This window comes from Arthrobacter globiformis NBRC 12137, assembly GCF_000238915.1.
In the GTDB taxonomy this organism is placed as follows: domain Bacteria; phylum Actinomycetota; class Actinomycetes; order Actinomycetales; family Micrococcaceae; genus Arthrobacter; species Arthrobacter globiformis.
In genome coordinates, this window is sequence record NZ_BAEG01000098.1 from 33091 (window position 1) to 45923 (window position 12833).

Here is a 12833-nt window from a genome sequence, read left to right on the forward strand (position 1 = left end):
CCCCTGCCGGAAAACCCGGGCCGGTAAACTCTGGCCGGGAACCACTCAGGCCCCGGAGAACAGGACGAACAGCATAAAGGCCACCGGCGAGGCGAACACGATCGAGTCCAGCCGGTCCATCACCCCGCCGTGTCCTGGCAGGATGCTGCTCATGTCCTTGACGCCGAGTTCGCGTTTGACCATCGATTCGGCGAGGTCGCCGGCAGTGGCGGAAGCGACCATGCCGATTGCCAGCACAACCCCCACCCACCAGGGCTTGTCCAGCAGGAAGATGCTGGCCAGGATACCGACGAGCATGGCTCCCGCGATGGATCCGGCGAATCCCTCCCAGGACTTCTTCGGGCTGATCTTTGGCGCCATGGGGTGCTTACCCAACCGGGCGCCCACGAGGTAACCGAACGTGTCGTTGGAAACCACCAGGAGCAGCAGGATGACAATCTGCCAGGCGCCCTCCGGCACAGTTCCGCCGGGCCACGGTCCCACCGGGGAGGCGCCGCCTTCGACGTGCAGCGGCAGCGCGGCGAAGCTGATCAGGAAGGGCACCCAGGCGAGGGTGAACACCCCGGCGAAAATGCTGCGGGCCGAACCCGTTGCACTTTCCACCGACCGCCAGAGCAGCGCCGCCACGCTGCTGGCAAGCATCGCGAACAGCAGGCTTTCCAGACCGCCGAAGTAGGCCGAGACGGGCATCGCCAGCGTGCCCACCATGACCGGCACGATGGGCAGGCGTGTGCCGTTCGCTTCGAGCGCACGGAAAATCTCCCACACGCCGAAGGCCGCGAAGGTGGTGACGACGGCAACAAAGCCGAGCGGCAGGAAGAGCAGCCCGCCGAGCACCGCAAGGAGCATGGCCAGGCCCACGGCGATAGCCGCCGGCAGGTTGCGCCCCGCCCCGGGGGTGGGGTTGGGTCTTGGCTGGCGGGTCCGGGTTCGGGCCCGCGCACCGGGGGCCTGCTGTGCCTGGCCCATCAGACCTCGAGCAGCTCAGCTTCCTTGCGCTTGAGGAGCTCGTCGATGCCGTCGACGTGCTGCTTCGTGATCACGTCGAGTTCCTTTTCGCCGCGGGCGCCCTCGTCTTCGCCGGCTTCGCCGTCCTTGACGAGCCGGTCAAGGGTTTCCTTGGCCTTGCGCCGGATGTTGCGGATGGACACCTTGGCGTCCTCACCCTTGGACTTGACGATCTTGACGTATTCCTTGCGGCGTTCCTTCGTCAGCTCCGGGATGGTGATGCGGATGACGTTGCCGTCGTTGGACGGGTTGGCGCCGACCTCGGAATCGCTCAGCGCACGCTCGATGTCGCGCAGGGCGGTCTTGTCGTAGGGCGTGATGAGGATGGTGCGGGCGTCGGGAACCGCGAAGGACGCCAACTGCTGCAGCGGTGTAGGGGTTCCGTAGTACTCCACCATGACCTTGTTGTACAGGCCGGGGGTGGCACGGCCGGTGCGGATCGAGGCGAAGTCTTCCTTGGCTACCTCAACAGCCTTGTCCATCTTGTCCCCGGCTTCGAGCAAGGTTTCTTCGATCACGATCTCTCCTCAGAAATTGGTTCCCGGCCAACCGGGCATTTCATAATCCTGGTCCCGCCCCATGGGCGGAACCGTCCTAGAAATATCCTAGCTGTAACTAGGGTGTGACCAGCGTTCCCAGCTTTTCGCCGCGGATGGCGCGCGTGACATTGCCTTCGCCTTCCATGCCGAACACCACCATGGAGAGCTTGTTGTCCTTGCACATGGTCATTGCGGTCTGGTCCATGACGCGGATGTCGCGGCGCAGGGCGTCGTCGTAGCTGAGGTTTTCCAGCTTCTCCGCCGCCGGGTCCTTCTTCGGGTCGGCGGTGTACACACCGTCCACGCCGCTCTTGGCCATCAGCACCACGTCGGCGTGCACCTCGAGTGCGCGCTGGGCAGCCACGGTATCCGTGGAGAAGTACGGCAGGCCTGCGCCGGCGCCGAAGATGACCACACGGTTCTTTTCCATGTGGCGGATGGCGCGGCGGGGAATGTAGGCCTCGGCCACCTGTCCCATGGTGATGGCGGTCTGGACCCGGGTCTCAACGCCGGCCTGCTCCAGGAAGTCCTGCAGAGCGAGGCAGTTCATGACGGTTCCCAGCATGCCCATGTAGTCGGCACGCGAACGGTCCATGCCGCTCTGGGACAGTTCGGCACCCCGGAAGAAGTTGCCACCGCCAACCACGATGGCCACCTCGACGTCGGGTACGGCTGCGGCGATCTCCTTGGCTACGGCGCGGACGGTCTCCGGGTCGACGCCCAGCTTGCCGCCGCCGAAGACTTCACCGGACAGCTTCAGGAGAACCCGGCGCCTGCTCTTCTCTGACTGGACGGGAGTATTGACGGCTTCCATGGTGCCTTCCGTTTGGTGAACTCTGAGCTAGGTTATCGCGCATCCGGCCAGCGCTCACATTCTTATGTGGCCGGTGCATGCAAAAGGGGCGGCCACCGAAGTGGCCACCCCCTTGCGTGTCAGACTAGGAGCCGACGCGGAAACGCGTGAACGCGGTTCCCTTGACGCCGGCCTCTTCGAGGACCTGCGCCACAGACTTCTTGGCGTCCTTGGCGAAAGCCTGGTCAACCAGGACCTCACCCTTGTAGAAGCCGGTAACGCGGCCTTCGACGATCTTGGTCATCGCAGCTTCGGGCTTGCCCTCGGCCTTTGCGGTTTCCTCGGCGATGCGGCGCTCGGACTCGACCAGGTCCGCCGGAACGTCCTCGCGGGAGAGGTAGTTCGGGGCCATTGCCGCGATGTGCACGGCGACGTCGTGGGCTGCGGTTGCAGCTGCTTCGCCTTCGCCGTCAACAGCGAACAGGACGCCGACCTGGGCCGGGAGGTCCTTGGAGGTCTTGTGCAGGTAAGCGTCGACCGTGGCACCCTCGATGCGGGCGATGCGGCGGACAACAACCTTTTCGCCGAGAATTGCGCCTTCTTCGACGACAACCTCGGACAGCGGCTTGCCGTCGACATCGGTGGCGAGCAGGGTCTCGAGGTCGGCAGCGCCGGACTCGACGGCGATGGCCAGGACCTTGTCAGCCAGCTGGATGAACTTGTCAGCCTTGGCGACGAAGTCGGTCTCGCAGTTGACCTCGATCATTACGCCGACGCCGCCCTGGACCTTGGCAGCAACCAGGCCTTCAGCGGTGGAGCGGCCTTCGCGCTTGGTGGCGCCCTTCAGGCCCTTGATGCGGATGATCTCGATCGCCTTCTCGGCGTCGCCGTTGGCTTCGTCGAGAGCCTTCTTGACATCCATCATGCCGGCGCCGGTGCGCTCGCGCAGAGCCTTGATATCAGCGGCAGTGTAGTTCGCCATGTGAACCCCTCTGTCTAGAAAATTTTTGTGTGTACGGACCGACAGGACGGCAGCTCACTGGGTGAGCGGCCATCCTGTCAGTTGCCCGGACGCTGCGGACAGCGCCCGGAAATCCCGATGAAGTTGTTACTTCGCGGAGTCGGTGCCCTCGGCCTCAGCCGGGGCTTCCTCAGCGGCGGGAGCAGCCTCGGCAGCCGGAGCTTCCTCGGCCTTGCTGCCTTCGAGGAGCTCGCGCTCCCATTCAGCCAGCGGCTCTTCCGGAGTCTCGGTGGTGCCGGTTGCGCGCTGGTTGCGGGCGATCAAACCCTCGGCAACGGCGTCAGCAACAACGCGGGTCAGGAGGTTCACGGAGCGGATGGCGTCGTCGTTGCCCGGGATCGGGAAGTCGACCTCGTCCGGATCGCAGTTGGTGTCCAGGATGGCCACAACCGGGATGTTGAGCTTCTTGGCCTCGTCAACAGCCAGGTGCTCCTTCTTGGTGTCAACAACCCAGAGCACGGACGGTGCCTTGGTCAGGTTGCGGATACCACCGAGGTTGGACTCGAGCTTGGTCAGCTCGCGGCGCAGGAGCAGCAGTTCCTTCTTGGTGTAAGCGGAACCGGCGACGTCGTCGAAGTCGATCTCTTCGAGTTCCTTCATGCGCTGGATACGCTTGGCAACAGTCTGGAAGTTGGTGAGCATGCCGCCGAGCCAACGCTGGTTGACGTACGGCTGGCCAACGCGGGTGGCCTGCTCGGCAATGGCTTCCTGGGCCTGCTTCTTGGTGCCGACGAAGAGCACGGTGCCGCCGTGGGCAACGGTGGCCTTGACGAACTCGTAGGCACGGTCGATGTAGGACAGCGACTGCTGGAGGTCAATGATGTAGATGCCGTTGCGCTCGGTGAAGATGAAGCGCTTCATCTTCGGGTTCCAACGGCGGGTCTGGTGTCCAAAGTGGACGCCGCTGTCAAGCAGCTGGCGCATGGTTACGACGGGCATGCCGACGCTCCTTCCGGCAGGTCATTCATGAGAGCGGCCGCGGCCGCTCTTACCCTGCCAATAGTTGACGGTTATTTAGCCCTGCCCGGGCGGGCACAGGCTCCTGGCATCCATTGCACATCTCATCAGGACCGTTGCCGGACCTGACCGCAAGAGGCACAATCCTCCGCAGCAGCAAGCAACTGCTTACCGGTTGTGGAGGGCTGGATACGCGTAGTCAGCTACTGCTCCCCCGCACTCCTGAATGGGGCGTGCTGACGCTAGCCACGAAATGGAATGCGTTGAGGGCACAGCAAACTGCTCCACCAAGTGTACTACAGCGGACCGCGGCAAATGCACCGGTTCGGCCGCACCAGGCGGCGTTTTCCACATAGGCCGAAGGCCCCGTTCCGGCAGGCGGATCGGGCGACCATGCTGGCGGCATGAAAGCTCACGTGATGGCGGCGGTGCTCCTGCTCACGACGGCGGCTGCCGCACCTTCCGCCGCGCCCGCACCGCCGGCTGCGGGAACAGACCCCGGCGTCCCGGTCTTTTCCCCCGCAGGGGTTTCGTCCCGGGCCACCACGCCGGCGCCGGCGGGCTGGCGCTGGCCACTTGCGCCGCGGCCGCCGGTCCTGCGTCCGTTCGATCCCCCGGCCAAACCATGGCTGAGCGGGCACCGGGGCGTGGACCTCGGATCAGCGTCCGACGGCGGCCCGGTCACCGCCCCGGAGTCCGGAACCGTCAGTTTTGTGGGTGTGGTGGTGGACCGGCCCGTCATCACCATCGATCATGGCAATGGCCTCCGCAGCAGCTTCGAACCGGTGCGGAGCACACTCAGGAAGGGCGCTTCCGTGGCCAAGGGTGCCATGGTGGGCACCCTGCTGGCCGGCCATTGCGGTCCCCGGCCGTGCGTGCACTGGGGCGTCCGCCGCGGGGAGGAGTACCTCAATCCGCTGTCCTTCATCCTGGACCTGCGCCCCTCGGTGCTGCTGCCGCTGAACTGACGCAGGGATCTCGCCTGCCAGGCGATAGCGCCTGTTAGACGATCGCTGAGACGCCGGTAATGGCCCGGCCGGCCACCAGCGTGTTTACTTCGTGGGTGCCCTCGTAGGAGTAGATCGCTTCGGCGTCGGCGAAGATCTTTGCCATCTCAAAGTCCGTCACAATGCCGTTTCCGCCAAGGAGGCTGCGGCCGATGGCCACGCTCTCCCGCATCCGCGCTGTGGTGAACGCCTTGGCGAGGGCTGACTGCTCATCCTTGGCCTGGCCGGCATCCTCGAGCTGGGAGAGCCGCACCATCATGCCCATGGAGCTGACCGCGTTCCCCAGGATCTGGACCAGCTGGCTCTGCACCAGCTGGAACGAGGCCAGCGGGCGCCCGAACTGGTGCCGCTCCACGGCGTAACGCCGGGCCACGTCGAAGGCGGCCAGCTGCTGGCCCACCGCCTGCCAGGCAACGGCGAGGCGGGTGACCTTCAGGACCTTGTTGGTGTCGCGGAAGCTGTTGGCGTTGGCCAGCTTGAAGAAGTCCGGCACCGCCACATTTTCGAGGGTGATGTCGGCGTTCTGCACTGTCCGCAGCGAAATCTTGTTCTCGATCTTCGTTGCGCTGAATCCCGGCAGTCCAGTATCCACGAGGAAAGCCTTGACCTGGTTGTCGGCCACATCGCGCGCGTAGACCACCACCCAGTCGGAAAAGGTTGCATTGCCGATCCAGCGCTTGGCGCCGTTAAGGATCCAGCGGTCGCCGTCCCGCCTGGCTGTGGTGCGCGTGCCGCCGGCTACGTCCGAACCGCCCAGGGGTTCCGTCAGCCCGAAGGCGCCGATCTTGCGCAGCGAGTAGATGTCCGGTAGCCAGGCATCCTGCTGCTCCCGGGAGGCCAGGGCCTCGATGGAACCGGTGAAAAGGCCGTCGTGCACACCCATGAAGGTGGCGATGGACGTGTCCGCGCGGGTAACTTCCGCGTGCACGATGCCGGCGAACAGATTGGAATGGCCCTGCCGTCGCACCGGGCTGACCAGGTCCAGCTCGGCCAGCTTGGGAACCAGGTCCAGGGGAAATTCGCCGCGGTTCCAACAGTCCACCGCGATCGGCTTTACTTCCCGGGCCAGGAAGGAACGGACCTCGGCCAGCCTGTCCTGCTCCTTGGAACTGAGCAGCTGTTCGAACGAGAAGAAGTCGCCGTCGGCGTAGGGCAGGCTGTTGATGTCAGTTGCAGCAGCGGACATGGCGCTCCTTCGCACAGGCCAGCGTCCGTGGTGGAACATCACGACGCCGGCGGGATAGTTACTGGTCAGTAACATATCCCAGGCCGGCGGAAAATGAAAAGAGCCCTGATCCGCGGAGACGCAGATCAGGGCTCTGGAGGTAGGGCTACTCGGACTTGAACCGAGGACCTTAGGATTATGAGTCCCGCGCTCTAACCAGCTGAGCTATAGCCCCATGCACCTGCGCTGTTTACCGCAAGGTGCGCCCGGCCAGCGCCGGCCCGGAAGGTGCCCGTCGTCGGCTGGGCAGACTTACTCTAGCAAACCGGCGAAGCGCTTCAGACCACTTCACACGCCGCTGGCCCGCTGACGGGCAGGACCTTAGACGACCTTGTCCTCGTAGTTCGCCCCGTAGTACAGGTCCTCAAATGTCTGCAGGGTCCCCTGGATGCTGTGCGGTTCCACCATGCACCGGCTGGCGTTGCCCATGGCTTTGCGTTCCTCGGCCGGCAGGCGGAAAATCCGGGTGATTTTCTCCGCGAGGTCTGCACTGTCGTTCGGCCTGAACAGGTAGCCGTTTTCCCCGTCGCGCACCAGGTGCGGAAGGGCCATGGCGTCCGCCAGGAGGACGGGCGTCGATGCGGACATGGCCTCCAGCGTGACCAGCGACTGCAGCTCCGCGGTACCGGGCATGCAGAACAGGTCGGCCCTGATGTAGGCCTCCCGTAGTTCGTCATCGCTGGCCAGGCCCAGGAACTTCACCCGGTTCTGCAGTCCGAGCCGTTCCACCAGGGCCTCCAGCGACGGGCGCACCTCGCCACCGCCGACGATTTCCAGATGGACGTTCAGGTCGGCAGGGGTGTCGGCCACCGCCTTGATCAGCACGTCAACGTGCTTCTCCTCAGCCAACCGCCCGGCAAACAGCACGGTGGGGTGTTCGTGCGGTTCAATGACCTCGTCCGGCTTGGGCTCGTATGCTGCCGAGTCGATGCCGTTGGACAGGGGCAGCACCTTCCGCAGGAAGGCGTGCTGGTGCATCGCTTTGGCGGCCAGCGGCGTGGGCGTGGTGACGACGTCCGCCTGTCCCATCACCTTCCCCATGTCCTTCCAGGAGATCTTCCCGATGATGTCCTTGAACCACTGCGGGAACGGCAGGAAGGGGTTGAGGTTCTCCGGCATGAAATGGTTGGTGGCCACGACGCGGACGCCGCGCTTCACCGCCTCGTACAGGACGTGTTCGCCGATCATGTAGTGGCTTTGGATGTGCACCACGTCCGGCTGGACCTTGTCGAACAGCAGGCTGATTTCCTTCTTGATCTCCCACGGGAAACAGACCCTGAAGTATTCGTGCGTGAACACGCTGTGCGAGCGGAGGCGGTGGACAGTGGCTTCGGCGCGGAACTCCGTGAAGCTCTTGCCCTTGTCCTGACGGCACGCCAGCACGTGGACGTCGTGTCCGCGCGCCGTCATGCCCTTGGCCAGCCGGTAGCCGAACTGGGCGGCTCCGTTAACGTGGGGCGGATAGGTGTCCGCCGCGATGAGGATGGTCAGTGGGCGCTGGGCGTCGGGCATGGTCACGTAGAAAGCTCCTGGTGGTCATGGTGGTCGGCTGCGGCTGACCACACTGGCCGGTGCCGGCACGTCGTGCACCGGCACATTCTTGCCTGGTCCGCAGTAAAACTCGGCTAGTGGGACGCCCTGCCCGTGGCCTTCCGAACGTCCTTCTTCCGTTTGGTGACCTCGGGATGGTGTCGTGAAAGGGCGATTACCCCCACGATAGCAAGGGTTGCCGCCGTACCCATGGCAATCGCCAGGACGGCGTGGACATCGGGGCGCAGCTCGCCAAGGATCGTGATGCCGATCGCGATGCCCACAATGGGGTCCACCACGGTGAGGCCGGCGATCACCAGGTCCGGCGGACCGGTGGAGTACGCACTCTGGACGAACCAGGACCCCAGTCCCCCGGCCGCTGCGATGGCCACCACCGAATACCACGGCACGTTCAGCAGGAACAGGCCGTTTGGATCAAGCAGGTGTTTGCCGATGATCCGCGTCAGCACGGCCACGAAACCGAACAGGATGCCGGCGCCCAGGATGTATATGAACGCACTCATGCGGTGCTTGAACATGGCGGCGAGGCTGCCGAAGATGCCCACCGCAAGAGCAAGCAGCAGCACAATAGTGAGCTCGTCTTCAGGCGTGACGTGGTGGCTTTCCTGCGTGACAAACACTGCAAGCAGGACGAACAGCGCCGATCCCGTCACGCACGCGGTGATGGCCACCACAGTGGCGCGGTTGATGCTCAGCCCCTGGTCCTTGCTGTTGACCACGGTGGTGATCACCAGGGCGATGGCGCCGATGGGCTGCACCACGGTGAGGGGTGCCGTGACCAGTGCTACGGAGTTCAGGGCCATCCCCATGCAAAGCAGGAGGAGGCCAAAGACCCACCGCGGGTTTCGCAGGAGGCGCAGGAAACCGTTGGAGCTCAGCGCCAGGCCGCCGGTGTCCCGCTTAACGGCGCTGCCCTGGCGCTGGGCACCAAAGGCGAGGCAAAAGGCGCCCATGACCGCGAGCAAAACCGCAACCCAGACCATCAGCCGTTCCCGCCGTCGTCGGCCGTCAGCATTTTTCCTTTGCGTTTGATCGCCCAGAAATAGTTGTAGGCAGCAATCCAGTGGCCGACGAGCCCCAGCCCCAGGACCACCCAGGCCGCGACGAACCATGCTCCGGCGAATGGAGTGGACAGCTTGGACAGCACCAGGAGCGGAGTTCCCAGCAGCAGCAGGCCGGTGCGGGCCTTGCCTACGAGACTTACGGGCAGGTCCGGGTGTCCGCGGAAGTAGAACAGCGACATGCCCAGCAGGACGGCGTCGGGAACCACGAGCGCCGCCAGATACCACCACTGGACGACGCCGGCGATCACCAGGGTGACCGCGACGGCTATCAGGGCCAGCCGGTCGGCGATGGGATCCAGGACGCGCCCCAGTTTGGAGGTCTGGTTGAACCGCCGGGCGATGTAGCCGTCCACCCAGTCGGTGCTGCCCATGATGGCCAGCACCAGCACGGCAAGTCCGTATTCTTTCTGGGCCAGCACCAGCCAGATGAAGATCGGCACGCCCATGAAGCGCAGCACCGTGAGGAGATTGGGGACGGTATAGACCAGATCGCGATCGACATGCGGCTGGCCGGGACGGGAACCAGCGCCGATGAATTTCATCAGGCCTTCCTCTCCACGGCCGGCGGCCTCGTACAGTCTTCGTTCAGGGCAAAGCTCAGCTCTTGAAGAGTTTCCGCAGCAGGGTGAGCAGGACGGCAGCGGAGGCTGCGAGGGCAAGGAGCGGCTTCCACCGCGCCTCCAGCTGGCCGGGCAGCGAAGCCTCCGAGGCCCCGGAGCGGGCCGACGCCGACATGGCGGCGAAGCGTTCAGCCGCGCGTTGGCGGGTCTCCTGGAGCTTCTCGTTGCCTTCCGCCGCGCGGTGCCTCGCGACACCGAGGAGAGCCTGGGCCTGGGTCTTGACGTCCAGTTCCTCACCAAGCTCATCCCGCACACCGGTCAGGTGTTCACGGCGCTGCTTCAGCCGGCGGCGGAGTTCAGACTCGGTGGGCACGGGAACGTCCACTGCCTCGGCAGCCTTCTTGGCTTCCTTGTCGGCCTTCTCCTTGGCCTTCTCGGCGGCCTTTGCTTCCGCGGCGGCCTTGGCCTGGGGCGAGTTGGGATCAAGCACGGCGGCGTCGAAGTCCGAGCCCTCCTTCGCGATGCCCAGGTCGTGTTTGAGGCCACGGACAGTGTCCTCGGGAATCAGCGGCATGGCCTGCTTGAACTTCCGGAGGCCGATGAGCCCGCCAATCAGGGCAATGAGCAGGAAGACCGCGCTGACGAGCAGGGCCGCCAGCCAGGCCGGCATGATGGTGGCCAGCCCCATGATGGCCGCAACGATGAGTCCCGTAACCAGCAGCGCCAGGAAGACGGCGGCCACCCCGAAGAAGGCGCCGGCGACGCCAAGCTGCTTGCCTTTGCGCTTTGCCTCAATCTTGGCCAGCGCGATCTCATCGTTGAGCTGGCGCGGCGCCAGTTTGATGGCGAGCCTCAACGTTTTTGGCAGCGCAGTGATACGCAGTCCTTGGTTGGTCCGCCCGCTGTGACGCCCGCTCATAGGTTCCGCCTAACTGGTTCCGTCGTCGATGTTTCTTCGCTGCTTCGGGGGTTTCCGGTGAGCCCGCGCGCCCCCGCTGACAAAACTACCATTCAGGGTCAGCCGGAACTTCTGGAATTAGCCCCGGCGAGCCCTCCAACGCTGTAAAAGTCTGATCTGTCAGCCCTAGGATGGTTCTCTGTGACCACCACCAACCCGGGCGATGCGCTCAGCCGCCGGCAGAAATTCCTCTACATCCTCCTACTCGGCGCCTTGACCGCCCTCGGGCCGTTCACGGTGGACCTCTACCTGCCGGCCTTCCCCGCCCTGGAAGCGAGCCTCAACGTCTCAGAAGCTGCCGTCCAGCTCACCCTGACCGGCACCACTGTCGGCTTTGCCCTGGGGCAACTGGTGGTGGGTCCTTTCAGCGACAAGTTCGGGCGGCGGCTCCCGCTGATCCTGGCCACCGCGCTGCACATCGCCGCCTCGCTGGGCGCCGCGCTCTCCACCGACATCGCGACCCTTGGCGTGTTCCGGGTCCTCATGGGCATCGGCGCGGCCGGCGGCGGCGTGGTGGCGATGGCCATGGTCAGGGATCTGTTCAGTGGGTACGCCATGGTCCGGATGTTTTCCCGAATGGCGCTGGTCAACGGGCTCGCGCCCATCCTGGCGCCCGTCATTGGGTCCCAGCTTCTCCTGGTCATGCCGTGGCCGGGCATCTTCGTGTTCCTGGCCTGCTACGGCGCGGCGGTAATCCTTGCCGCCGTCGTACTGGTCCGGGAGACCCTGCCGCGGGAGAAACGGGGCCAGTCCGGCCTGACGGCTCGGCAACGGTACGGTGTGCTCTTCTCCGACCGCATCTTCGTGGGCCTGCTGATGCTGGGCGGAATGAACTTCGGTGGCCTGTTTACCTACCTCTCGGCTTCCCCGTTCCTGTTCCAGGACGTCTTCGGATTCTCACCCCAGCAGTACGGCCTGCTCTTCGGCATCAACTCGCTGGGTATCGTCGCGGGGGTCCAGACAAGTTCCCGGCTGATCAAGCGGGTCCCGCCGCAGTGGATCCTGGCCTGCTCCACCGCCTGGATGTTCCTGATGGCCGTGCTGATCGTCGTGTTCGACCAGCTGGGGTTCGGGCTCTGGGGCGTCATGGTCCCGCTGTGGTTCTACATCCTGGGCACCGGGTTCACCTTCCCCTGTGTGCAGGTCCTGGCGCTGGCCAGCCACGGGGCGCAGGCTGGCACGGCGGCGTCGCTGCTCGGGGCGTCCACCTTCCTGATGGCGGGCATCATCTCCCCCGTCGTGGGTTGGCTGGGAGGCAATTCCGCCACTCCCATGGGCGCGGTGCAGGCGTGCTGCATCTTCCTCGCCGCGGCGGCGCTGTGGCTTGTGGTCCGGCCCCGGACCGTGCCATCCATCCACTGACGGCCCGGCCGGTTCCCCGCCGCGGGTAGGCTGGCACCATGACCCGCAAACCCCACCGCAACGGCCGAGGGCTGTTCCTCGGAGCCATCCTGGGCGCCGTGGCCGGTTTCTTCGCCGGCCGGATGATGGGCAACGCGGCACTGGGCATCCTGGTGGGCACCGTCGTCGGTTCTGCACTGCTGTACCGCGTCAATCCGGGACCCTGGAACAGGCCCTGACCGCCGCTTCCCCTGGGCCAGGCCGTGCCTCCGGACGTGCTTCCAGACGTGATTCCGGACCGGAGGCGGCCGGTGCCGGGCCATCTGTTCGCCTGAGTACCTGAGCGATAAAGTTGTTACGTGCCCCACTGGCAGGACCATCCTCCACTTCCGGCCACGTGGCAGCGGTGCGACTCCGGCATTCTGCCGTTGTGGTGGGACCGGCTGTGCACCCAGACCAGTGCGCAGTCGGCAGCGCTCTATGCGGCGGGACTTTTCACTGAGGACCGGCGCCGGCCCATAGCCCAGTGGTTCAACCCGGCTTTCAACGCTGCCCTGCTGGTGGCCCCCGAAACGTCCCCCGAATGGCCCGTCCAGCGGTTCGGCATCTTCTACGCCCCGCCCGACGGCGGCTTCACGCGCGTGCACTCCTCGCCCCACGAGTGGCACCCCCGGGAACCGCGGAAGTCCCCCACGGAGAGGGAGGCGTTTGAAGCCGCCGTAGCCGAGGCCGAGCGTTTCCTCCAGGTGGAGATGGATTTCGTCTGACGGCACAAAAAAGTCCCGCGGCCGGCTCTGGGGGCCAACCGC

At 65.2% G+C, this 12833-nt stretch carries 14 protein-coding genes and 1 tRNA gene; 4 read left to right on the forward strand and 11 right to left on the reverse strand.

From position 1 onward, the window contains the following. Positions 1–45: 45 nt before the first annotated feature. The 5 genes from ARGLB_RS20120 to rpsB all read right to left on the reverse strand — a co-directional run bounded on the left by ARGLB_RS20120 (position 46) and on the right by rpsB (position 4300). Positions 46–969: a phosphatidate cytidylyltransferase gene (locus ARGLB_RS20120; RefSeq protein WP_003805926.1), complete on the reverse strand. Its 924-nt coding sequence runs from the start codon at positions 967–969 to the stop codon at positions 46–48. Beyond that, the gene (gene frr, locus ARGLB_RS20125) at positions 969–1526 is read right to left on the reverse strand and encodes a ribosome recycling factor (RefSeq protein WP_003805927.1); all 558 of its coding nucleotides are present in this window, start codon (positions 1524–1526) and stop codon (positions 969–971) included. Before frr ends, ARGLB_RS20120 begins: the two co-directional genes overlap by 1 nt. A 97-nt stretch (positions 1527–1623) precedes the next feature. Continuing rightward, on the reverse strand, positions 1624–2361 hold the full coding sequence (gene pyrH, locus ARGLB_RS20130; RefSeq protein WP_003805928.1) for a UMP kinase: 738 nt from the start codon (positions 2359–2361) through the stop codon (positions 1624–1626). Positions 2362–2485: 124 nt separating this feature from the next. Next, positions 2486–3322 (reverse strand): translation elongation factor Ts, encoded by an 837-nt coding sequence (gene tsf / locus ARGLB_RS20135; RefSeq protein ID WP_003805929.1) that lies wholly within the window; start codon positions 3320–3322, stop codon positions 2486–2488. 126 nt (positions 3323–3448) lie between these two features. After that, entirely contained in the window at positions 3449–4300 is an 852-nt protein-coding gene (gene rpsB / locus ARGLB_RS20140) for a 30S ribosomal protein S2 (protein ID WP_003805931.1), read from the reverse strand. Positions 4301–4722: 422 nt separating this feature from the next. On the opposite strand from rpsB, the gene ARGLB_RS20145 reads away from it, so the two are divergent. After that, entirely contained in the window at positions 4723–5286 is a 564-nt protein-coding gene (locus tag ARGLB_RS20145; protein ID WP_043419982.1) for a M23 family metallopeptidase, read from the forward strand. A gap of 34 nt (positions 5287–5320) precedes the next feature. Here ARGLB_RS20145 and ARGLB_RS20150 read toward each other — a convergent pair whose 3' ends face one another. From ARGLB_RS20150 to ARGLB_RS20175, 6 genes are all read right to left on the reverse strand, one after another. Beyond that, complete coding sequence (locus tag ARGLB_RS20150; protein WP_003805933.1) at positions 5321–6511, reverse strand: acyl-CoA dehydrogenase family protein; 1191 nt, start codon at positions 6509–6511, stop codon at positions 5321–5323. A 140-nt stretch (positions 6512–6651) separates the two neighbouring features. After that, positions 6652–6725: transfer RNA gene (locus ARGLB_RS20155), tRNA-Ile, on the reverse strand. A 146-nt stretch (positions 6726–6871) separates the two neighbouring features. Beyond that, positions 6872–8068 carry a glycosyltransferase gene (locus tag ARGLB_RS20160; protein ID WP_003805934.1) on the reverse strand — a complete coding sequence of 399 codons (1197 nt, stop codon included), beginning with the start codon at positions 8066–8068 and terminating at the stop codon, positions 6872–6874. Between the two features lie 107 nt (positions 8069–8175). Next, complete coding sequence (locus ARGLB_RS20165; RefSeq protein ID WP_003805935.1) at positions 8176–9084, reverse strand: DMT family transporter; 909 nt, start codon at positions 9082–9084, stop codon at positions 8176–8178. Beyond that, positions 9084–9707 carry a CDP-alcohol phosphatidyltransferase family protein gene (locus tag ARGLB_RS20170; RefSeq protein ID WP_003805936.1) on the reverse strand — a complete coding sequence of 208 codons (624 nt, stop codon included), beginning with the start codon at positions 9705–9707 and terminating at the stop codon, positions 9084–9086. Before ARGLB_RS20170 ends, ARGLB_RS20165 begins: the two co-directional genes overlap by 1 nt. Before the next feature lie 55 nt (positions 9708–9762). Further along, entirely contained in the window at positions 9763–10644 is an 882-nt protein-coding gene (locus tag ARGLB_RS20175; protein WP_003805937.1) for a phage holin family protein, read from the reverse strand. A gap of 180 nt (positions 10645–10824) precedes the next feature. On the opposite strand from ARGLB_RS20175, the gene ARGLB_RS20180 reads away from it, so the two are divergent. The 3 genes from ARGLB_RS20180 to ARGLB_RS20190 all read left to right on the forward strand — a co-directional run bounded on the left by ARGLB_RS20180 (position 10825) and on the right by ARGLB_RS20190 (position 12791). Next, positions 10825–12045: a multidrug effflux MFS transporter gene (locus tag ARGLB_RS20180; RefSeq protein WP_003805939.1), complete on the forward strand. Its 1221-nt coding sequence runs from the start codon at positions 10825–10827 to the stop codon at positions 12043–12045. A gap of 38 nt (positions 12046–12083) precedes the next feature. Then, entirely contained in the window at positions 12084–12263 is a 180-nt protein-coding gene (locus ARGLB_RS20185; RefSeq protein ID WP_003805941.1) for a hypothetical protein, read from the forward strand. A 120-nt stretch (positions 12264–12383) separates the two neighbouring features. Next, positions 12384–12791, forward strand: coding sequence for a hypothetical protein (locus ARGLB_RS20190; RefSeq protein WP_003805942.1), 408 nt, complete (start codon positions 12384–12386; stop codon positions 12789–12791). Positions 12792–12833: the final 42 nt, after the last annotated feature.